Genomic DNA, 18,769 nt, shown 5'->3' on the forward strand with positions numbered 1-18,769 from the left:
TACTCGTCAACTTCCTTGTGGCACACGCAGTGCCGCCGCGACCGAGCGGAAGAACGCGGCATGGGCGGCGGCGCTGCACGGCGTCTCCGGGCTCCACGGCACCACCCGGGCCGCCGAGGTCAGCTCCGTCCAGCCCGGGGAGTCGCTCGGGCTGGGCGCGGCGTTGACCCGGGTGTCGGCGAGGATGACCGCCGCCCGGTCGGCCCACTCCGCCGCGGCCGACCAGGTGGTCTCCGCCCAGCTCGCGCCCGGGCCCGGCGGCGGCTCCGGCAGCAGGACGCCGAGCTCGGAGAGCCGGTGGAGCTCCGGCCAGGAGTGCGGCCGGGCCGCGTAGCCGCCGTCCGGACCGGTGGCGGAGACGGCGACCACGGCCGGCCGCTCGCCGGCCGCGGCGGCCGCCTCGCGTACCTCCGCCTCGGCGGCGGCGAGTGGGGCGGCGATGTGGTCGGCGGGCTGGGCAGCAGCGGCGCCCTGGTCCGCCGCGCCCGCGATCCCCGCGCCGAGCTCGGCGAAGCGGCTCAGCAGCCGCTCCAGCGGGGCGTCGCCGGACACCGACAGGGCCACCGAGGGGACGCCGGCCGAGGCGAGCTTGGCCGCGATCGGCTCGGGCAGCGCGTACAGCCCCCGGCCGTCGTAGCTGACGTCCACCACCAGCTCGGGACGCAGTTCGAGGAGCGCCGAGACGGACACGTCCGCACCGGGGCCGAGGTAGCGGACCGGGGTGTCGCCACCGGCTCCGTTTCCGGCGCGGGAACCCGCCTCCCCGCCCGGGGCCTCCCCGATCGGCAGCGCGCCCGCCTTCGCCGGGTCCGCCGAGGGCCCGTCGTGCCCCGAGCCGTAGACGGCGACCAACTGCGAGCGCACCCCGGCGTCCCAGAGGGCCGCGCCGGCGCGTACATACGCCACCAGCCGCCTCGGCGGTCGGGGGAGTTCGACCGCGGCCCCGCGGTCGTCCACAAAGCTCCACCCGCCCAGCCTGCCGACGTCGGCCACACCCGCCATGGCGCACTCCCTTGGTCCGTGCTGCTCGATCGATCTCCCCTCCACCCTGATGGTCCGCGGGGAATGTCTCAAGAACGCCTGGTTGCGGACTCCTTGCCGGGAAGTGGTACGGCCGCGCGGGGGTGCGGGCGGAAACCTCTTGACCATGGCGGGCGGCGACTTCTAGCCTCCGGAAATGGAGACCGGTGACCTCGACGACAGCCTCGCCCACCTGCTCGAAGTCGTGCGTCCGCGCGCCGTGGAGGGCGTCGACTGGGAGGCGCCCGCGGACGGCCTCGCATGGTCCTGCTGGGAGACGGTCGAACACCTCGCCGACACCCTCTTCGTCTACTCCCTCCAGTTCACCCCGCGTCCGCCGGAGCCGGAGACCGGCCGCCACGGCTACCTCCCGGTCAGCGAGCTGAAGATGGAGCGCGAGCACGGCCCGCTGATGCTCCTCCACCTCCTGGCCGCCTGCGGCGACCTGCTGAGCCGGGCGATCCGCAGTGCCGGGCCGGGCCGGCGGATGCCGCACTTCACCCTGCTCACCGACCCGGACGGCTTCGCGGCGATGGGCACCGTGGAGAGCCTGGCGCACGGCTGGGACCTGACCGGCGGCCTCGGCGTCCGCGACGCCTTCAACCCGCCGCCGGAGGTGTGCGAGCGCGCGCTGTCCCGCCTCTTCCCCGAGATCCCGCCCGCCTTGTCCGCCGACCACGGCCCCTGGCCCGCCCTCCTCTGGGCCGTCGGCCGGACCGCGCTCCCCGGCCACCCCCGCCGGGAGACCTGGCGCTGGAACGCCCGCGTCCGCGAGTAGCCGTGACTCCTGGGCTCGCCGTCGCCCGTGGATGTTCGAGGCAGGGGCGAAGCGGCTCCCGGCAGGGCGACCGGGGTTGCCGGAGGTGACCGCGGAGCTCACCCGCGGCGGCGTAGCGCGGCCCAAGCCGCGTCGGCGTTCAGACGCCTGAGGAGAGTTGGGCGAAGCGGGTGAGGCTCTGCTGGTAGGCCGCCGGAGTGACGTGGAGGGGGCCGACGTAGGGGTGGGGCATGTTGAGGACGAAGAAGATGCCGAACCCCACCACCGCGCCGACCAGGCCCAGTGCCAGCGACTCCCGCAGATGGAAGGTGAGGCCGGCGATCGGGGCGTAGAGGAGGACCAGCAGGCCGGTGGCCACCAGTGCGGGGTAGAGCGGGGCGGGCAGGCTGACGCCGGTGTCGGCGAGGCGGATCTGGCGGGCCGTGTAGACCGCCGCCAGGTCGGTGAGCTCCTGCGTCCGGGCGGGGCTCTGCGGTTCGGCCAGGACGCGGGCGCGGACGGTGTCCAGCGACTGCCAGGTGGCGGGGTCGGCGGCGCCGTGCGCGGACATCGAGTGCCACTCGGGGCCGATGACGCCGGTGACGTAGGTGTGGAGCAGCGCCCGGGTGGCCGGATCGGCGTCCGAGTAGGCGGTGTTGAGCGCCCGCGCCTCGTCGAAGGTGTGCGAGCGGGCGGTGTTGATATTGGACCACGATCCGGCGATCAGGAAGGCCGCCACCAGGATGAAGCTCGACAGCGACGCCGAGCCGAGGAAGCTCAGCGCGCCACCGGAGAAGGTTCCCTGGCGGGACCGGTGGGTGCGGCCGAAGCCGGCCAGCACGGCGACCGCGACGGCGCCGCCGGCCAGTGCGCAGAGGACGAATCCGAGTACCGTCATCAGCCGCGCCTCCCGGGACCGCCTGCGGTGAAGTGGTGGGTGACGCCGGCCACCGCGGCCACCAGTGCCGGGATGGTGATGGCGATGAAGAGGAAGACGGCGTCCGGCGAGGAGTTGGTGGCCGGCTGGTAGTCGGCGACCACGGGCGCGGCGACGGCGGTGTGGGCGATCGTCGGGCTCGGGCTGGGGGTCGGGCTCGGCGGTGGCGGGGCTGGGGGCGGGGGTGGCGGGGACGCCGCCGGGGTGGGGGGCGCTGGGTGACGCACCGTCACCGTCGGCTGCCGGGTGGGATATCGGTGCACCCGGCCGCAGATGGGCATGGCCGGTGACGCGTGCGACGGTACCCGCGCGGGAGACCCGCCGGGCCATCCGCAGAGCGGCCAGACCGGGAACCTCGGGGGATGCGGATGCGGCATCGACGGCAGGTGGAGGTGGAGATGGAGGTGGAGCCGGTGGACTCCGGGGACGCTGCCCGGCCCGGGTATCGCCCCGCTCCCCGGAAACGGATCGGGCACCGACGTGGGAACGGCCATCCGCTGCGAACCCCTCTCGACTCGATTTCCGCAGGCAGGCTGCCCGTCCGCTGGTGGCGCGACGCCTGCCGCCCGGCCAAGCCACCCCTGCGGGTGACCCTCGGAACATCCGGGCGGGGACGGTGCGGGGACGGTGCGGGGCTGCGGCGGGACCCTGGCGGCGGGTGGGGTGGTGGGTAGGCTCGACTGCCATGGTGCGAGAGGTCGGTCTGGTCGTCGGAGTCGACGGGGGCGGTACCCGGACCCGGGCGGTGCTGGTGGCCGCGGGCGGTCCGCACGCCCTCGCCGGCGAGGTGCTGGGCCGGGGCGAGGGCGGGCCGGGCAACCCCCTCTCGGTCAGCGTCCCCGAGCTCGCCGAGCACCTGGCCACCGCGATCGGCGAGGCGGTCCCGGCGGGGGACCGCTCGCAGGTGGTCGCGGTCGGCGCGGGCTTCGCGGGCGCGGCGCGGACGCTGCGGGGGGACATCGGGCGGGTGCGGGCGCTCACCGCGCTGGACCTGGCGGCGCGTCAACTCGGGCTGGGCGGCGGTGCGGACGGCGGGCTGGGCGGGGCCGGGTCCGGGTCCGGGGCCGCAGGGGAGGCCGACGGCGCCATGGACGGGACGGGCGGGGGCGGTGGGCCGCTGGTGGAGGTGTACAGCGACGCCGAGGCCGCCTTCGCCTCGGCGCCCGGCACGCCGCCGGACGGCATCGCGCTGATCGCCGGCACCGGCGCGGTCGGGGTGCGCATCGCCCGCCGGCGGAGCGTCGCCTACGCGGACGGCAACGGCTGGCTGCTCGGCGACGAGGGCGGCGCGTTCTGGATCGGCCGGGAGGCGGTCCGCGCGGCGCTGCGGGCCGCGGACGGGCGGGGCGCGCCGACGGCGCTGCAGGCGGCGGTGTACCGGGAGGCGGCGGCCGACGGCCGGGCGGAGCTGCCGGAGCGGCCGTCCGACTACCGCGGTCAGCTGGTCCCGCTGCTGATGGCGCGGCCGCCGATCGCGCTGGCGCGCTTCGCGCGGGTGGTCGTGGCGGCGGCGGAGGAGGGGGACCCGGTGGCGGAGGTGATCCTCGACCGGGCGGCCGAGCACCTCGCCGAGACGGTCCGGGCGTTGCGGCCCGTGCCGAACGAACTGCTGGTCGGGGCTGGGTCGTTGCTGGGGGACAGCGGCCCGCTCACCGACCGCCTGCGCGGGCGGCTGGCCGCGGAGTCCATCGCGCTGCGGCTCCGCTGGGTCGAGGACGGCACGCGAGGCGCTGCGGCGCTGGCGACGCTGAGCCTGACCGGCAGATGACGCTGAGCGCGGCGGTTCTCGCGGCGGCGGCAGGCAGGCTACGGCGCGGGGGGTTGCAGCTGGCTGTTGCCGGGTGCGGGGTGGTGGTGAGTTGGCCGCGCAGTTCCCCGCGCCCCTTTTCTCGCCCTGCGGGCTCGTGCGGCGCGGGGGGTTGCAGCTTGGTGGCTGTTGCCGGGTGCGGGGTTGTGGTGGGTTGGTCGCGCAGTTCCCCGCGCCCCCCTTTTTTCGCCCTGCGGGGGCATGCGGGTGGGGTGACACGCGGCCGATCTCCCCTTGACGGCTGCTCAGCCGTGCGAGCAGAGTGCGGAAGATCGACTGGTCAGGCCAGTGGCCTGGCACGTCCGCAGACGAGCGACCTCGGAGACGCCCGTGACGAGTGAGAGCAGCGCCGAAGCCGCCGTGCGGCTCACCCAGCGCCTGGTGCGGCTGCGCACCGTCGCCGCCGAGGGCGCCACTGCCGTGGAGACCCCGGCCGCGGAGCTGATCGCTGAGCTCTTCGCGGAGTTCGGCTGGCCGCACGAGACGGTCGAGGTCGCCCCCGGCCGGCAGAGCGTGATCGCGGTGGTCGAGGGCGGCGGGGACCCCGGGCCCACCCTGATGTTCGAGGGCCACACCGACGTGGTCACCGAGGGCGATCCGGCCGACTGGTCGGTCGATCCCTTCGGCGGCGAGATCCGGGACGGCCGGCTCTGGGGCCGCGGCTCGGCCGACATGAAGTCCGGCCTGGCCGCGATGGTCTACGCGGTGCGGGAGTTGCAGCGTTCCGGCCCCTTCCCCGGCCGGGTCGTCCTCGGCGCCCTCTGCGACGAGGAGGGGATGATGCTCGGCGCCAAGCACTTCGCCGCCTCCGAACTCGCCCGCCAGGTGGACGCGGTGGTGGTCTGCGAGCCGGAGGGCTACGAGCTGTGCACCTCCGCCCGCGGCGGCATCCGGCTCCGCCTCGACCTCCACGGAGCCATGGCGCACGGCTGCATGCCGCAGGAGGCGCGCAGCCCGATCCTGGCCGCGGCCCGCGTCGTCGGGGCGCTCTCCGACGCGCAGTGCTGGGCCGAGAAGCGCTACGGCACCCATCCGTACGCCGGCACCGTCACCGTCACCCCGACCGTCCTCCAGGGCGGAGACCCGGTGCAGCTCAACGTCATCCCGGCGCGGGCGATGGTCGGCGTCGACGTCCGTACGGTCCCGGGGACGGACCACGAGGAGCTGGTCGAGCACATCCGGCGCGCGGCGGCCGAGGCCGCCGCCGCGGTCGGGGTGACCGTCCGGCTCGCCGTCGTCGACGACCGCCCGGCGATCGAGCTGCCGCCCGAACACCCGCTGGTGCGTGCCGTGGTGAGCGGCCATCAGCAGGTGCACGGCAGCCCGCCGCCGTTCGGCGCCGTGCCCGGCACCACCGACGGCACCATCCTCACCCGGGACGCCGGCCTCCCCACCGTGGTCTACGGCCCCGGCGGCAAGTGGATAGCCCACCAGAAGGACGAGTACGTCGAGGTGCGGGAGATCGGCGAGTACGTCCGCGCCTACGCCGCCGCGGCCCGTGCGTACCTGACCTCGGGAGCGGAGGGGAACGCCGAATGAGGAGCTGAATGTGGAGCTGACGGTCACCCGGGATGGCCGCCGTCCGCGGCCTCGGCCGACGCCGAACCGAGCCGGCCTGCCCGGCTCACCAGACCTGACCAGATCAGACCTGATAGCCCGTCACCTCCCAGCACTGGAGCCCCCTTCGATGCCAATGACGCCGATGACGCCGACGCCGCACCCCGTGGACTACAGCAGGCTCTTCCGCCTCGACGGCCGCCGGATCGCCGTGGTCGGCGGCGGCAGCGGGATCGGCCGGGAGGCCGCCCGCGCCCTCGCCGCCCAGGGTGCCGACGTGCTGGTCGCCGACCGCGACCAGGACGCCGCCTGCGAGACCGCCGAGCTGGCCGGCCCCACCGCCACCGCCCAGCGCCTGGACGTCCTCGACCCGGACGCGGTCCGGGAGGCCGCCGAGGGGTGGGGCGTCCTGGACGGCCTGGTGGTCACCGCCGGCGTCAACGTCCGCAAGCGGATAGCGGACTACACCCTCGCCGAGTTCGACCGGGTGATCGGCCTCAACCTCCGCGCCATGCTGGTCCTCACCCAGAGCGTCGCCCCCCGGATGGCCGCGGCCGGCCGCGGCAGCGTGGTCGGCGTCGCCTCGATGCGGGCCTTCCAGGTCGAGCCGGGGCAGAGCGCGTACGCCGCCTCCAAGGCCGGTCTCGTGCAGTTCCTGCGCACGGCCGCGGCCGAGTGGGGCGCGGAGGGGGTGCGCTTCAACGCGATCGCGCCGGGCGTGGTGCGCACCCCGCTGACCGACCAGATCGCCGCCGACAAGGACTGGTACGAGGCCTACGCGCAGGCCAGCGCGCTGCGCCGGTGGGCGGGGGCGGAGGAGATCGCGGGTGCGGTGGTCTACCTTGTCTCCGACGCGTCGACCTTCACCACCGGAAGCGTCCTCACCGTGGACGGCGGCTGGACGGCCGTCGACGGGCGGTACGACCCGGTGCTCTGACGGCTGACCCGCCGTCAGCGCCCCGCCCAGCCCCAGCCCCAGCCCCAGCAGTAGCCGTACGACCGCGACGAGGAGCCGAACAGCCAGATGGCCGATGACCGGACCGGAACGGGCGGCGGCGGTGGCGGCCGGCCCGCCGCCATCGCAGTGGACGAGCTGCCGCAGGTGTCCGGGCCGCGCCCGGCGCTGTGGCTGCTCCTCCTCCCCGTGCTGCTGTACTGCCTGGCCCCGCTGGTGGCCAACCGGATCCAGCCGCGGATCCTCGGGATCCCGTTCCTGCTGGCCTACATCATCGCCGTCACCGTCGTGACCCCGCTGGTGATCTGGCTGGTCAGCCGGCTGGACCCGGTGTTCCGGGCGGGCGCGGCCGAGCCGGTGCCGGCGGACGCGCCGGCCGGCCCCGCCGATCCCGAGGGCCCAGCCGGGCCGACCGGCCCGACCGGCCCCATCGGCCCCATCGGCCCCGAGGGCCCAGCCGGCCCCGCCGACCCGAATCGGAGCGACCACCAGTGACCGGCAAGGCCGCTCTGGCCACCACCGTCTTCGGCATCGCGATGGTCGTCACCGTCGTCCTCGGCGTGCTCTCCTCCCGTGGCCGCCGCCGCACCCTCGCCGAGTGGTCGGTCTCCGGCCGCAGCCTCGGCGTGGTCTTCGTCTGGCTGCTGATGGCGGGCGAGAGCTACACCTCCTTCTCCTTCCTCGGCACCGCCGGCTGGACCTACCAGTTCGGTGTGCCGATCCTCTACCTGGTCGCCTACCTGGGCGCCGGCTACGCCATCTCGTATCTGGTCGGCCCGGCGATCTGGACCTACGCCGCCCGGCACGAGCTGATCTCCATCGCCGACATGGCCGAACACCGCTTCCGCTCCCGGGCGGTGGGCGTCTCGGTCGCCGTGGTCGGCGCCGTCTTCCTGGTGCCGTACATCCAGGTGCAGATCCAGGGGATGGGCGCGGTGGTCTCCGCGATGACCTACGGCAGCGTGGACCTCAAGGTGTCGGCGGTCGTCTCGTTCGTCGTCGCCGAGATCTTCATCCTGGTCTCCGGGCTGCGCGGCACGGCCTGGGTGTCGGTCCTCAAGGACGTGCTGGTGATCTTCTCGGTGGTCTTCCTCGCCGTATACGTCCCGGTGCACTTCTTCGGCGGGATCGGCGCGTTGACGGACCGGCTGGTCAGCCAGAAGTCCGAATGGCTGACCTTCCCCGGGCACACCTCGGCCGGCCACGGCGCCGCCTGGTTCATCTCCACGGTGCTGCTCAACGGCGTCACCATCGCGGTCTTCCCGACCACGGTCACCGGCAACTTCTCCGCGCGCAACCCCAACACCCTGCGCCGGAACGCGATCCTGCTGCCCTGGTACCAGCTGCTGCTCTTCATCCCGATGATGATCGGCGCCGCCGCGCTCTTCGTCCTGCCGCAGCTGGGCAACCCGGATCTGGCCCTCTTCGCCCTGGTCACCAAGGCCCTGCCGGCGCCGGTGGTGGCGGTGATCGGAGTGGCCGGCGCGCTCTCCGCGATCGTGCCGATGTCGCTGTTCATGCTCGCCATCGGCAACCTCTGCGGGCGCACCCTGCTCGGCGGCGGCAACGGCGCCGACCCGCGCTCGGCCCGGGCCCGCGGCCTGGGCCGGGCCTCGGACGATGGGGGTCAGACCTCGGACGACCGGGGCCGGGCCTCGGACGACCGGGTGAAGCGGCTCTCCCAACTGGTCTGCCTGCTGGCCGGGGTGATCGCGCTGGCCGGCGCGCTGTGGAAGCCGGAGACGCTGGTCCAGCTCTCGGTGCTCTCCTACGAGGGCATCGCCCAGCTCCTGCCGCCCGTCCTGCTCGCCCTCTTCTGGCGGCGGATGACCGCTTCCGCCGCGATCGCCGGACTGGCCGTGGGCACCGGTGTCATGATCGGGCTGTACACATCGGGGAACGATCCGTTCCACGGTGTCAATGGCGGGATCATCGCCCTGGCCGCCAACCTGCTGGTGGTGGCGGCGGTGACGTACGCCACCGGCGGCCGCAGGACCGCCAGGAACGCAAGCCCGGCAGTGGAGTTGAAGCAGCCTTGAGCAACCGAGCCCTGAGTGACGGAGCCCTGAGCGACGGAGCCGCGCCGACCGACACCCTGACCGTCCCCGGCCTGGACGCCCCCGTCGAGATCCTGATCGACGAATGGGGAGTACCGCACCTGTACGCGGAGAGCGCCGACGACCTCTGGCTGGCCCAGGGCTTCAACGCGGCCCGCGACCGGCTCTTCCAGATCGACCTGTGGCGGAGGCGCGGTCTCGGCCTCCTCTCCGAGGTGCTCGGCCCGCAGTACGCGGCGCACGACCGGGCCGCCCGGCTCTTCCTCTACCGCGGGGACATGGCCGAGGAGTGGTCCGCGTACGGCCCGGACACCCGGCGGATCACCGCCGCGTTCACCGCGGGCGTCAACGCCTACGTCGACCTGGCCCGCGGCCAGGAGGCGTACCGCCCGCCCGAGTTCGACCTCCTCGGCTATCAGCCCGCGCACTGGGACCCCTCGGACGTCGCCCGGATCCGCAGCCACGGCCTGGTCGCCAACCTGGAGGACGAGGTGGCCCGCGCCCTCACCCTCCGCGACTTCGGCGAGCACGGGCCCGCGGTGGAGGACCTCCGCAAGACCCGCGAGCCCGGCCCGCACACCATCCGGATCCCGGACGGCCTCGACCTCTCCGTCATCCCGGACGACGTCCTGGACGTCTACCGGCTGGCCACCGTCCCGCCGTGGGTCGCCTCGACGCCCGCCTCCCGCCTGGACGGCAGCAACAACTGGGTGCTGGCGGGGGAGCGGACGGCCACCGGCCGGCCCCTGCTGGCCAACGACCCGCACCGCGCGGTCGCCCTCCCCGGCCTGCGGTACATCGCCCATCTGTCCGCCCCTGGCATCGATGTCATCGGCGCCGGGGAGCCGCTCCTCCCCGGCCTCTCCATCGGCCACAACGGCCATCTGGCGTTCGGCTTCACCATCTTCCCGATCGACCAGGAGGACCTCTACGTCTACCGGACCCACCCGGACGACCCCGGGAAGTACTGGTACGACGGCCGCTGGGAGGAGATGACCACCGTCGAGGAGACGATCCCGGTCGCCGGCGGCGAGCCGGTCACCACCCTGCTCCGCTTCACCCGCCACGGCCCGGTCATCCGCGAACTCCCGGAGCGGAACGCCGCCTTCGCGGTCCGAGCGGCCTGGCTGGAGCCCGGCATGGCCCCGTACCTGGGCTCCACCTCGTATCTGGCGGCCCGCACCCCGGACGAGTTCACCGCCGCCCTGGAACGCTGGGGCGCGCCCGGCGAGAACCAGGTCTACGCGTCCCCCGACGGCACCATCGGCTGGCGCCCGGCCGGCCGCGTCCCCAACCGGCCGGGCTGGGACGGCACCCTGCCGGTCCCCGGCGACGGCAGCCACGAGTGGGACGGCCACCACCTGGTCTCCTCCCTCCCGCAGGTCCGCGACCCCGAGCAGGGCTGGTTCGCCACCGCCAACGAGTGCAACCTCCCCGCCGACTACCCCAACGCCGACCGCACGGTCACCTACGACTGGTACGCCCCCTACCGCCACCGCCGGATCGCCGAGGCGCTCTCGGCCCGCACGGACTGGAACGTCGACGACTGCGTCCGCCTCCAGACCGACTACACCTCGCTGCCGGCCCGCGAGATCGTCGCCCACCTCGTCGGGCAGAAGCTGACGATCGGTCAGGACCCGGCGGTGGACGAGGCGTTGGGCCTCCTTGACGACTGGGACGCGGTGCTCGCCGCCGACTCGGCCGCCGCCGTCCTCTTCGAGGTCTGGTACCGCCGCCACCTCCGCCCGGCGCTGCGCCGGGCCGCGCTGGCGGAACTCGGCCTGCCCCGGGACCGGATCGCCACCGCGCTCCGCCGGCTCCTCCCCACCGGCACCCCGTCCGCGGACACCGCCGACGCCAGGACCGACCTCCGCCTCCTCCCGCTCGCCACCGCCGACCTGCTGCGGGACACCCTGGCCGCCGCGATCGCGGACCTGGAGGAGCTCCTCGGCTCCGACCGGGAGCGCTGGCGCTGGGGCAAGCTCCACCACGCCCGCCTCACCCACCCGTTCGCGGGACGGCTGGGCCCGGAAGCCGCCGACTGGGCCCTCCTCGGCCCGCTGCCCCGAGGCGGCAGCGGCGACACCCCGGGCGCGGCGGCCTACGCGGGCACCGACTTCCGCCAGACCGGCGGCGCCACCTTCCGGATGGTCGTCGACGTCGGTGACTGGGACAACTCCGTCGCCATGAACTCCCCCGGCCAGTCCGGCGATCCGCGTTCCCCCCACTACCAGGACCTCTTCCGCCCCTGGGCCGCCGACGGCTCCTTCCCCCTCCTCTACAGCCGCCGCCGGATCGAACAGCACACCACGGCCCGGCTGCTGCTGAGGCCGGCGTAGCAACGGGCGGGGACCGGCTCAGGAGGTCGCCCCGCCGCCCCCCTTGGGAGTGGCGGCGGCCGGGCTCAGTGCCCCCGGCGGTCGCGGGCGCCGAAGAGGCGTTCGATGTCCCGGCGGTCGCGCTTGGTGGGGCGGCCGAGGCCGCGGTCGCGGACGGGCAGCGGCACGGCCGCGGCCGGCTCGCGCTTGGGCGGCGGCGGGGAGTTGTCCTCGTAGCACTTCTCGGCGACCGGCGCGCCGACCCGCTTGCGGATGGGGTCCTTGACCACGACCACCCGCTCCCACTCGGTGAGGCGGACCCGCACCTCGTCCCCCGGCCTGACGTTGTGGGCCGGCTTGACCCGCACCCCGTTGACCTTCACATGGCCGCCCCGGCACGCCGCCGAGGCCGCCGAGCGGGTCTTCGCCAGCCGCACCGACCAGATCCAGGTGTCAACCCGCACCGGGGCCTGGCCTTGGCTCCCGTTCTCGTTCATGGTCCAGCAGCCTACCGACCGCCCCGCGCCCGGCCGCCGGCGATCGCCCGGAACTCCGCCGGGGTCCGCCCGTCCGGGTCCCGGCGGCGGAAGAACTTGGTGAAGTCGCTGGCGTCCCGGAAGCCCAGGTCCGCCGCGATCGCCAGCACCGGGGTGGAGGTGTGCACCAGCTGCCGCTTGGCCTCCAGCACCACCCGGGCGTCGATGTACTCCTTCGCCGGATGCCCGGTCGCCGCCAGGCAGGCCCGGGTCAGCGTCCGCACGCTGTAGCCCAGCGCCCGCGCGTAGTCCTCGACCCGCCGGGTCCGCGCGAAGTCCCGCTCCACCGCCTGGTGGAAGCGGACGAAGGTGGCGTAGCCGCCGTCCGCCGCCGTCGCGTCCGTCGGCAGCCCCTCTCCGCCGTGCGCCAGCCGCAGCACCAGCGCGGACAGCAGCGACCGCAGCACCTCGATGTGCACCGGGAGCGGAAGCGAGGCCAGATCGTCGAACTCGTCGGTGAGATGGCGCAGCGCCAGCTCCACCGCCGCCCGCTGCCGGCCCTCCGGGCGCAGCGGCCGCTGGTCGTACGGCGGCGCGGCACGCAGCGCCGCGATGGCGGGGGAGTCGATGAAGCCCGGCATCCAGATCACCACGGTGCCGGCCGACGCGCCGAGCCCCGCCTCGAACTGGTGGACCTGGCCCGGCCGGATCCAGAGCCATTCGCCCGGCCGCAGCCGCTGCTCGGCGAAGTCGACCGTCAGCCGCAGCTCGCCCTCCCGGACCAGCAGCAGCTGCGGGAAGGCCGCCCGGTGCGGGGCGCCGCCCTCCAGCTCGCCCAGGCCGCGGTCGCGGCCCCGGCGGCGCAGCTCGGCGAAGTCCAGCAGGTCCATCCCGATCGAGGCGGTGAACCCCGGCCGGTACGCCAGCTCCGCGATCCCGCCGTCCTCCGCTGCGGAGAACTGTCCGATTCTTCCCATGGCGAGTCCCCAGCGTACGCAGGTCGGTGAAGCTTCCGCTCCTAGCGTGGCCGGTAGAGCCCATCCGGGCCACCCGGCCACCGCAAGGAGTCTGTGCCATGCCCTACGACGATCTCCGCGGTTTCCTCGCCGCGCTGGAGAAGGAGGGCCAGCTCCTCCGGATCCCCGACCAGGTGCTGCCAGAACCGGACATCGCCGCCGCGGCCAACGCCGCCGCCCGGCTCGGCGACAACGCCCCGGCGCTGTGGTTCGACGACGTCAAGGGCTTCGGCGGCCCCGGCGCCGCGCGGATCGCGATGAACGTCCACGGCTCCTGGGCCAACCACGCCCTCGCCCTCGGCCTGCCCAAGACCACCTCCACCCGCGAGCAGGTGGAGGAGTTCGCCCGGCGCTGGGACGCCTTCCCGGTGGCCCCGGAGCGCCGCCCGGACGCGCCCTGGGCCGAGAACTCGGTCTCGCGGGAGGACGAGGGGGGCGTCAACCTCTTCGACGTCCTCCCGCTCTTCCGCCTCAACGACGGCGACGGCGGCTTCTACCTGGACAAGGCGGCGGTGGTCTCCCGCGACCCCGAGGACCCGGACCACTTCGGCAAGCAGAACGTCGGCACCTACCGGATCGAGGTGATCGGCCGCGACCGCCTCGCCTTCCAGCCGGTGCCGGTGCACGACATCGCCATCCACCTCCGCAAGGCCGAGGAGGCCGGCGAGGACCTGCCGATCGCGATCACCCTCGGCAACGAGCCGGTGATCTCCATCGTGGCCGGCATGCCGATGGGCTACGACCAGTCCGAGTACGAGATGGCGGGCGCGCTGCGCGGCGCGCCGGCGCCGATCGCCACCGCGCCGCTCACCGGCTTCGACGTGCCGTGGGGCTCGGAGGTGGTGATCGAGGGCGTGATCGAGTCGCGGAAGCGCCAGATCGAGGGCCCGTTCGGCGAGTTCACCGGCCACTACAGCGGCGGCCGGCGGATGCCGGTGGTCCGCGTGGACCGGATCTCGTACCGCACCGACCCGGTCTTCGAGTCGCTCTACCTGGGCATGCCCTGGACCGAGGTGGACTACCTGGTCGGCCCGAACACCTGCGTCCCGCTGCTGAAGCAGCTCCGGGCGGAGTTCCCGGAGGTGCAGGCGGTCAACGCGATGTACACCCACGGGCTGCTGGCGATCATCTCCACGAAGCAGCGGTACGGCGGCTTCGCCAAGGCGGTCGGCATGCGGGCGATGACCACCCCGCACGGGCTCGGCTACCTGAAGACGGTGATCGTGGTCGACGAGGACGTGGACCCGTTCAACCTGCCGCAGGTGATGTGGGCGGTGTCGGCGAAGGTGAACCCGGCGGGGGACCTCGTCAACATCCCCAACCTCCATGTGGTCGAGCTCGACCCGAGCTCCTCGCCGGCCGGCGTCACCAACAAGCTGATCATCGACGCCACGACGCCGGTCAGCCCCGACGACCGGGGCAACTTCGCCACCCCGACCCGGGACCTCCCGGAGACCGCCGAGTGGCTCACCCGCCTCCAGACCCTCCTCGCCGCCCGCTGACCGCCGCCCGCTGACCGCCGGTCCTGACTGCTGGACCGCTGACAGGAGCCCCACCATGTCCCCGCAGCCCTGCTGCCCCCGCTGCGCCCACACCGCCGTCGACCTCCTCCACGCGTCGCCCGTCCCCGGCGTCTGGGAGGTGCTGCAGTGCGCCCGCTGCCTCTACGCCTGGCGCACCACCGAACCGGAGCGCCGCACCAGCCGCGAGGCCTACCCGGAGGCCTTCCGGCTGACCCCGCAGATGATCGCCGACGCGCCCGAGGTTCCGGCCGTCCCCCCGTTGCGCCCCCGCGCCTGACATCCTGATCCCGCGTCACCGAGCCAACGGCCCCGCCCGTCCTGTCACCTGGCGGGGCCGTCCGGCCATCCCCCCGGCGGACGGCTTCGGCGCTTCCGCATTCGGGCCTCTGGGCGCCCGCGCCGTCGCGCTTCCGCGCCTTCGGGTCTTTGGGCGGCCGCGCCGTCGCGCTTCCGCGCCTTCGGTCTTTGGGCGGCCGCGCCCCTCAGGTCCCGTGGCCCCGCTCCTCCCGCCCTCGCTCCTCCCGGATCGCCCGCGCCTGCGCGCGCCCACGCCCTGCGTCTCGTGTCCGCGCCGCTTGCCGCGCCCCCGAGGCCCGCAGCAGCCTTCCGGCCCCGCTTTCCGCGTTCCGCGCCCGGTTTCCGACTCCGCGCCCGCGCCGGGCCTTCCGGGTATGGCGCCCGTGCCTGTTTGCGGCTGCGATCCGCGCCTTCCGCGTTCCGCGCCCGTGCCCCGCCTTCCGTGCCTGTGCCGGGCCTTCCGGGTATGGCGCCCGTGCCTGTTTGCGGCTGCGATCCGCGTCTTCCGCGTTCCGCGCTCGCGTCCCACCTTCCGCGCGCCCGCGCCCGGCCCCTGGCCCGCGTTCCGCGGCTCGCGGGACGCGTGGGCCGCGCCTCGCTTGCCGCGCGTTCACTGTTGTTTCTGGCCGGTGCCGCGTTCGGCGGGGTGGTCGCCCCGCGTGGGCTGGGCTTAGCCTGCTCGCCTGCGGCACGCGGCCCCGTGGGCCGGGTTGGTCGTGGTGGGGAATCTTCCTGGTGGGGAGGCCGTTAGGGTGGCATAGTTGAAGTGTCAACCAAATGGGAGTGGGAACGGTCATGATGCAGTTCGGGATCTTCACCGTGGGGGACCTGGTCCAGGACCCGGTCAGCGGGCGCAAGCCCACCGAGCAGGAGCGGATCAAGGCCATGGCGGCCATGGCGCTCAAGGCCGAGGAAGTGGGCCTGGACGTGTTCGCCACCGGTGAGCACCACAACCCGCCCTTCGTCCCCTCCTCGCCGACCACCCTCCTCGGCTGGATCGCGGCCCGCACCGAGAACCTGATCCTCTCCACCGCGACCACGCTGATCACCACCAACGACCCGGTGAAGATCGCCGAGGACTTCGCGATGCTCCAGCACCTCGCGGACGGCCGCAACGACCTGATGCTGGGCCGCGGCAACACCGGCCCGGTCTACCCGTGGTTCGGCAAGGACATCCGGGACGGCATCCCGCTCGCCATCGAGAACTACGCCCTGCTGCGCCGCCTGTGGGAGGAGGACGTGGTCGACTGGGAGGGCAGGTTCCGCACCCCGCTGCAGTCCTTCACGGCCACCCCGCGCCCGCTGGACGGCGTCGCGCCGTTCGTCTGGCACGGCTCCATCCGCTCGCCCGAGATCGCCGAGCAGGCCGCGTACTACGGCGACGGCTTCTTCGCCAACAACATCTTCTGGCCGGCCGAGCACACCCGGAAGATGGTGCAGCTCTACCGCAGCCGCTACGCCCACTACGGCCACGGCGAGCCGCACCAGGCGATCGTCGGCCTCGGCGGCCAGGTGTACATGCGCAGCCGCGAGGCGGACGCGCTGCGCGAGTTCCGCCCGTACTTCGACAACTCCTACGTCTACCGCGGCGGCCCGCCGCTGGAGGAGATGATCCGGGAGACCCCGCTCACCGTCGGCACCCCCGAGCAGGTGATCGAGCGGACGCTCGGCTTCCGCCACAACGCCGCCGGCGACTACCAGCGGCAGCTGTTCAACGTGGACATGGGCGGCATGCCGCTGGAGGCCGCCCTGGAGCAGATCGAGATCCTCGGCACCGAGGTCGTCCCGGTGCTCCGCAGGGAGTTCGCGGCCGGCCGCCCGGCCGACGTGCCGGACGCCCCGACGCACGGCTCGCTGCTGGCCGCGAAGGCCGAGCGGGAGGCCGAGGAGCGGGAGGCCAAGGAGCGGGAGACCGAGGAGCAGGGGACCACGGAAGAGGAGGAGAGGGTATGACCCGCTCGACGCCGCCCGGCCGGCGCCTGGTGGTGGTGACGGCCGGCCTCACCGAGCCGTCCACCACCCGCCTCCTCGCCGACCGCCTGACCGAGGCCGTCCTCGCCCGCGCCGGCGGCGCCGAGGCCGTGGACGTCGAGGTGGTGGAGGTCCGTGAGCTGGCCCGGGCCATCGCGGACAACTTCACCACCGGCTTCGCCTCGGCCGAGTTGGAGCGGGTCAAGGAGCGGCTGGCCGCCGCGGACGCCCTGATCGCCGTGACCCCGGTCTTCTCGGCCTCCTACAGCGGCCTGTTCAAGAGCTTCTTCGACGTCCTCGACCCGGAGTCGCTCACCGGCAAGCCGGTCCTGATCGCGGCGACCGGCGGCACCCCGCGCCACTCGCTGGTGCTCGAACACGCCATGCGTCCGCTCTTCGCCTATCTGCGCGCGGTCACCGTGCCGACGGCCGTCTACGCGGCCGCCGAGGACTGGGGGAGCGCCGGCACCGCCGACGACCTCCGCCACCGCGTGGACCGCGCGGCAGCCGAACTGGCCGTCCTCCTGACCGGTCGTCAGCCCACCCGCCCGGCATCACCCGGTCCGGCCCCGACCCCGGCCCCGAGCCCGGTGCCGGGAACCGGCCCGGGCGCCGAGCCCGACGCAGCGCCCGATCTGGCGGACAACCCCCTCGCCGCCGGTCTGATCCCCTTCGAGGAGCAGCTCGCCGCCCTCCGCCCCGGCCGGAGCCGGTAGCCGGGTAGGCCCCGGCCGGGGGCGGGGGCCGTGTCCGCCGTGCACTCGCCCCCGTCCTGGCCGATAGTGATCCAAGCCGCACCCGCCCTGAGGAGGTCGTATGAAGGCCGTCCAGTTCACCGCGCCCGGTACGGAGCCCGTGGTGGTCGACATCCCCCAGCCCGAGCCGGGCCCCGGCGAGGTCCTGCTGCGGATGACCGCGGCCGGGGTCTGCCATTCCGACATCGCCGTGATGGACGGCATCGCCGCCGAGATGGGGATGAGGCTGCCGCTCACCCTCGGTCACGAGGGCGCCGGCACCGTGGCCCGGCTGGGGGACGGGGTGGCCGGCTTCGAGGTGGGCGAGCCGGTGGCGGTCTACGGGCCGTGGGGCTGCGGGGCCTGCGCCAAGTGCGCGGAGGGCAGGGAGAACTACTGCCTGCGCGCCGCCGAGCTGGGCATCCAGCCGCCGGGGCTGGGCGCGCCCGGGGCGATCGCCGAGTACATGATCGTCGACGATGTCCGGCACCTGGTGCCGCTGGGCGACCTGGATCCGGTGCGGACCGTGCCGCTCACCGACGCCGGGCTGACGCCGTACCACGCGATCAAGCGCTCGCTGCCCAAGCTGGTCCCCGGCTCGACCGCGGTGGTGCTGGGCGTCGGCGGGCTCGGCCATGTCGCGGTGCAGATGCTGCGGTCGCTGACGGCGGCCCGGGTGATCGCCCTGGACGTCACGGAGGAGAAGCTGGAGCTGGCCCGCCGGGTCGGCGCCCACGAGGTGCTGCTCTCCGACGGCGAGGCGGCGGCCCGGATCGCGGACCTCACCGGCGGGCGGGGCGCCGAGGCGGTCTTCGACTTCGCCGGGGTGCAGCCGACCGTGGACATCGCCGGGCGGGTGGCCATGGTCGAGGGGGACATCACCATCGTCGGGATCGGCGGCGGGGTGCTCCCGGTCGGCTTCGGACTGGTGCCGTACGAGGCCTCGGTGACGGCGCCCTACTGGGGCACCCGCGGGGAGTTGATCGAGGTCCTCGACCTGGCTCGGAGCGGCGGGGTGGAGGTGCACGTCGAGACCTTTCCGCTGGACGAGGCCCCGGAGGCGTACCGCCGGCTGCGCGCCGGTACGGTCAACGGCCGGGCGGTGATCCTGCCCAACGGCTGAGCGGGGGCTCGGGCGGGAGTGGTCCGCCGGGGCGGGCTGGGCCGGTGCCGCCGGGCCGCGCCGGTGCGGACACCCCGGCGGGGACACCTCGGCGCGGACGGCCCGGCGCGGACGGCCCGCGGAGACGCTGCGGTGAAGGGAGCGTTGACGGCGCTCGCGCGGCCATGACATCGTTCCCATGTGGGATCGTTGCCACACTCTGCAGCCGCGCCGCCCGGCGC

At 74.4% G+C, this 18,769-nt stretch carries 17 protein-coding genes; 12 read left to right on the forward strand and 5 right to left on the reverse strand.

Annotated elements, in window-relative coordinates:
- Positions 1-6: 6 nt before the first annotated feature.
- The gene (locus BS73_RS31105; protein ID WP_051941190.1) at positions 7-1,002 is read right to left on the reverse strand and encodes a hypothetical protein; all 996 of its coding nucleotides are present in this window, start codon (positions 1,000-1,002) and stop codon (positions 7-9) included.
- Positions 1,003-1,177: 175 nt separating this feature from the next.
- Here BS73_RS31105 and BS73_RS31110 point away from each other — a divergent pair, with 175 nt between their 5' ends.
- Positions 1,178-1,798 (forward strand): DinB family protein, encoded by a 621-nt coding sequence (locus BS73_RS31110; protein WP_051941191.1) that lies wholly within the window; start codon positions 1,178-1,180, stop codon positions 1,796-1,798.
- 139 nt (positions 1,799-1,937) lie between these two features.
- Here the strand turns inward: BS73_RS31110 and BS73_RS37910 are convergent, their stop codons facing one another.
- A complete protein-coding gene (locus BS73_RS37910; RefSeq protein WP_037577724.1) occupies positions 1,938-2,675 on the reverse strand; it encodes a bestrophin-like domain in 738 nt (245 codons plus the stop codon).
- Positions 2,675-2,947, reverse strand: a complete 273-nt coding sequence (locus BS73_RS37915) for a hypothetical protein (RefSeq protein WP_152617788.1) — start codon at positions 2,945-2,947, stop codon at positions 2,675-2,677. The genes BS73_RS37910 and BS73_RS37915 overlap by 1 nt, the downstream gene beginning before the upstream one ends.
- A gap of 452 nt (positions 2,948-3,399) precedes the next feature.
- On the opposite strand from BS73_RS37915, the gene BS73_RS31120 reads away from it, so the two are divergent.
- The 6 genes from BS73_RS31120 to BS73_RS31150 all read left to right on the forward strand — a co-directional run bounded on the left by BS73_RS31120 (position 3,400) and on the right by BS73_RS31150 (position 11,429).
- Positions 3,400-4,482 carry an N-acetylglucosamine kinase gene (locus tag BS73_RS31120; protein ID WP_037577725.1) on the forward strand — a complete coding sequence of 361 codons (1,083 nt, stop codon included), beginning with the start codon at positions 3,400-3,402 and terminating at the stop codon, positions 4,480-4,482.
- Positions 4,483-4,851: 369 nt separating this feature from the next.
- Positions 4,852-6,060 (forward strand): M20 family metallopeptidase, encoded by a 1,209-nt coding sequence (locus BS73_RS31125; protein ID WP_037577726.1) that lies wholly within the window; start codon positions 4,852-4,854, stop codon positions 6,058-6,060.
- A 163-nt stretch (positions 6,061-6,223) separates the two neighbouring features.
- Positions 6,224-7,015: an SDR family NAD(P)-dependent oxidoreductase gene (locus BS73_RS31130; RefSeq protein ID WP_235215591.1), complete on the forward strand. Its 792-nt coding sequence runs from the start codon at positions 6,224-6,226 to the stop codon at positions 7,013-7,015.
- 87 nt (positions 7,016-7,102) lie between these two features.
- The gene (locus tag BS73_RS40550; RefSeq protein WP_200886743.1) at positions 7,103-7,528 is read left to right on the forward strand and encodes a DUF3311 domain-containing protein; all 426 of its coding nucleotides are present in this window, start codon (positions 7,103-7,105) and stop codon (positions 7,526-7,528) included.
- Positions 7,525-9,072 (forward strand): sodium:solute symporter family protein, encoded by a 1,548-nt coding sequence (locus BS73_RS31145; protein ID WP_037577727.1) that lies wholly within the window; start codon positions 7,525-7,527, stop codon positions 9,070-9,072. Before BS73_RS40550 ends, BS73_RS31145 begins: the two co-directional genes overlap by 4 nt.
- Positions 9,069-11,429, forward strand: coding sequence for a penicillin acylase family protein (locus tag BS73_RS31150; protein ID WP_235215592.1), 2,361 nt, complete (start codon positions 9,069-9,071; stop codon positions 11,427-11,429). Before BS73_RS31145 ends, BS73_RS31150 begins: the two co-directional genes overlap by 4 nt.
- A 65-nt stretch (positions 11,430-11,494) precedes the next feature.
- On the opposite strand, the gene BS73_RS31155 is transcribed toward BS73_RS31150, so the two are convergent.
- Together BS73_RS31155 and BS73_RS31160 are read right to left on the reverse strand one after the other, a co-directional pair.
- Positions 11,495-11,905 carry an RNA-binding S4 domain-containing protein gene (locus tag BS73_RS31155; RefSeq protein ID WP_037577728.1) on the reverse strand — a complete coding sequence of 137 codons (411 nt, stop codon included), beginning with the start codon at positions 11,903-11,905 and terminating at the stop codon, positions 11,495-11,497.
- Between the two features lie 11 nt (positions 11,906-11,916).
- A complete protein-coding gene (locus BS73_RS31160) occupies positions 11,917-12,861 on the reverse strand; it encodes a helix-turn-helix transcriptional regulator (protein WP_051941192.1) in 945 nt (314 codons plus the stop codon).
- 98 nt (positions 12,862-12,959) lie between these two features.
- Between BS73_RS31160 and BS73_RS31165 the strand changes: the two genes are divergently transcribed.
- The 5 genes from BS73_RS31165 to BS73_RS31185 all read left to right on the forward strand — a co-directional run bounded on the left by BS73_RS31165 (position 12,960) and on the right by BS73_RS31185 (position 18,548).
- Positions 12,960-14,402, forward strand: a complete 1,443-nt coding sequence (locus BS73_RS31165; RefSeq protein WP_037577729.1) for a non-oxidative hydroxyarylic acid decarboxylases subunit C — start codon at positions 12,960-12,962, stop codon at positions 14,400-14,402.
- A 55-nt stretch (positions 14,403-14,457) separates the two neighbouring features.
- Positions 14,458-14,700: a non-oxidative hydroxyarylic acid decarboxylases subunit D gene (locus BS73_RS31170; protein WP_037577730.1), complete on the forward strand. Its 243-nt coding sequence runs from the start codon at positions 14,458-14,460 to the stop codon at positions 14,698-14,700.
- An 818-nt stretch (positions 14,701-15,518) separates the two neighbouring features.
- Positions 15,519-16,673, forward strand: a complete 1,155-nt coding sequence (locus tag BS73_RS31175; RefSeq protein WP_037582051.1) for an LLM class flavin-dependent oxidoreductase — start codon at positions 15,519-15,521, stop codon at positions 16,671-16,673.
- Positions 16,670-17,407, forward strand: a complete 738-nt coding sequence (locus tag BS73_RS31180; protein ID WP_037577731.1) for a CE1759 family FMN reductase — start codon at positions 16,670-16,672, stop codon at positions 17,405-17,407. The genes BS73_RS31175 and BS73_RS31180 overlap by 4 nt, the downstream gene beginning before the upstream one ends.
- Before the next feature lie 100 nt (positions 17,408-17,507).
- A complete protein-coding gene (locus BS73_RS31185) occupies positions 17,508-18,548 on the forward strand; it encodes an NAD(P)-dependent alcohol dehydrogenase (RefSeq protein WP_037577732.1) in 1,041 nt (346 codons plus the stop codon).
- Positions 18,549-18,769 lie beyond the last annotated feature (221 nt).

Origin of the sequence: Phaeacidiphilus oryzae TH49, from assembly GCF_000744815.1 — a bacterium.
Lineage (GTDB): Bacteria > Actinomycetota > Actinomycetes > Streptomycetales > Streptomycetaceae > Phaeacidiphilus > Phaeacidiphilus oryzae.

Excerpts from the sequence above, each read along its gene's own strand:
- BS73_RS31105 (WP_051941190.1), bottom strand. The coding sequence starts at position 1,002 with ATGGCGGGTGTGGCCGACGTCGGCAGGCTGGGCGGGTGGAGCTTTGTG.
- BS73_RS31180 (WP_037577731.1), top strand. The coding sequence starts at position 16,670 with ATGACCCGCTCGACGCCGCCCGGCCGGCGCCTGGTGGTGGTGACGGCC.
- BS73_RS40550 (WP_200886743.1), top strand. The coding sequence starts at position 7,103 with ATGGCCGATGACCGGACCGGAACGGGCGGCGGCGGTGGCGGCCGGCCC.
- BS73_RS31120 (WP_037577725.1), top strand. The coding sequence starts at position 3,400 with ATGGTGCGAGAGGTCGGTCTGGTCGTCGGAGTCGACGGGGGCGGTACC.
- BS73_RS31170 (WP_037577730.1), top strand. The coding sequence starts at position 14,458 with ATGTCCCCGCAGCCCTGCTGCCCCCGCTGCGCCCACACCGCCGTCGAC.
- BS73_RS31185 (WP_037577732.1), top strand. The coding sequence starts at position 17,508 with ATGAAGGCCGTCCAGTTCACCGCGCCCGGTACGGAGCCCGTGGTGGTC.
- BS73_RS31155 (WP_037577728.1), bottom strand. The coding sequence starts at position 11,905 with ATGAACGAGAACGGGAGCCAAGGCCAGGCCCCGGTGCGGGTTGACACC.
- BS73_RS31165 (WP_037577729.1), top strand. The coding sequence starts at position 12,960 with ATGCCCTACGACGATCTCCGCGGTTTCCTCGCCGCGCTGGAGAAGGAG.
- BS73_RS31160 (WP_051941192.1), bottom strand. The coding sequence starts at position 12,861 with ATGGGAAGAATCGGACAGTTCTCCGCAGCGGAGGACGGCGGGATCGCG.
- BS73_RS37910 (WP_037577724.1), bottom strand. The coding sequence starts at position 2,675 with ATGACGGTACTCGGATTCGTCCTCTGCGCACTGGCCGGCGGCGCCGTC.
- BS73_RS31175 (WP_037582051.1), top strand. The coding sequence starts at position 15,519 with ATGCAGTTCGGGATCTTCACCGTGGGGGACCTGGTCCAGGACCCGGTC.
- BS73_RS31110 (WP_051941191.1), top strand. The coding sequence starts at position 1,178 with ATGGAGACCGGTGACCTCGACGACAGCCTCGCCCACCTGCTCGAAGTC.
- BS73_RS31130 (WP_235215591.1), top strand. The coding sequence starts at position 6,224 with ATGACGCCGACGCCGCACCCCGTGGACTACAGCAGGCTCTTCCGCCTC.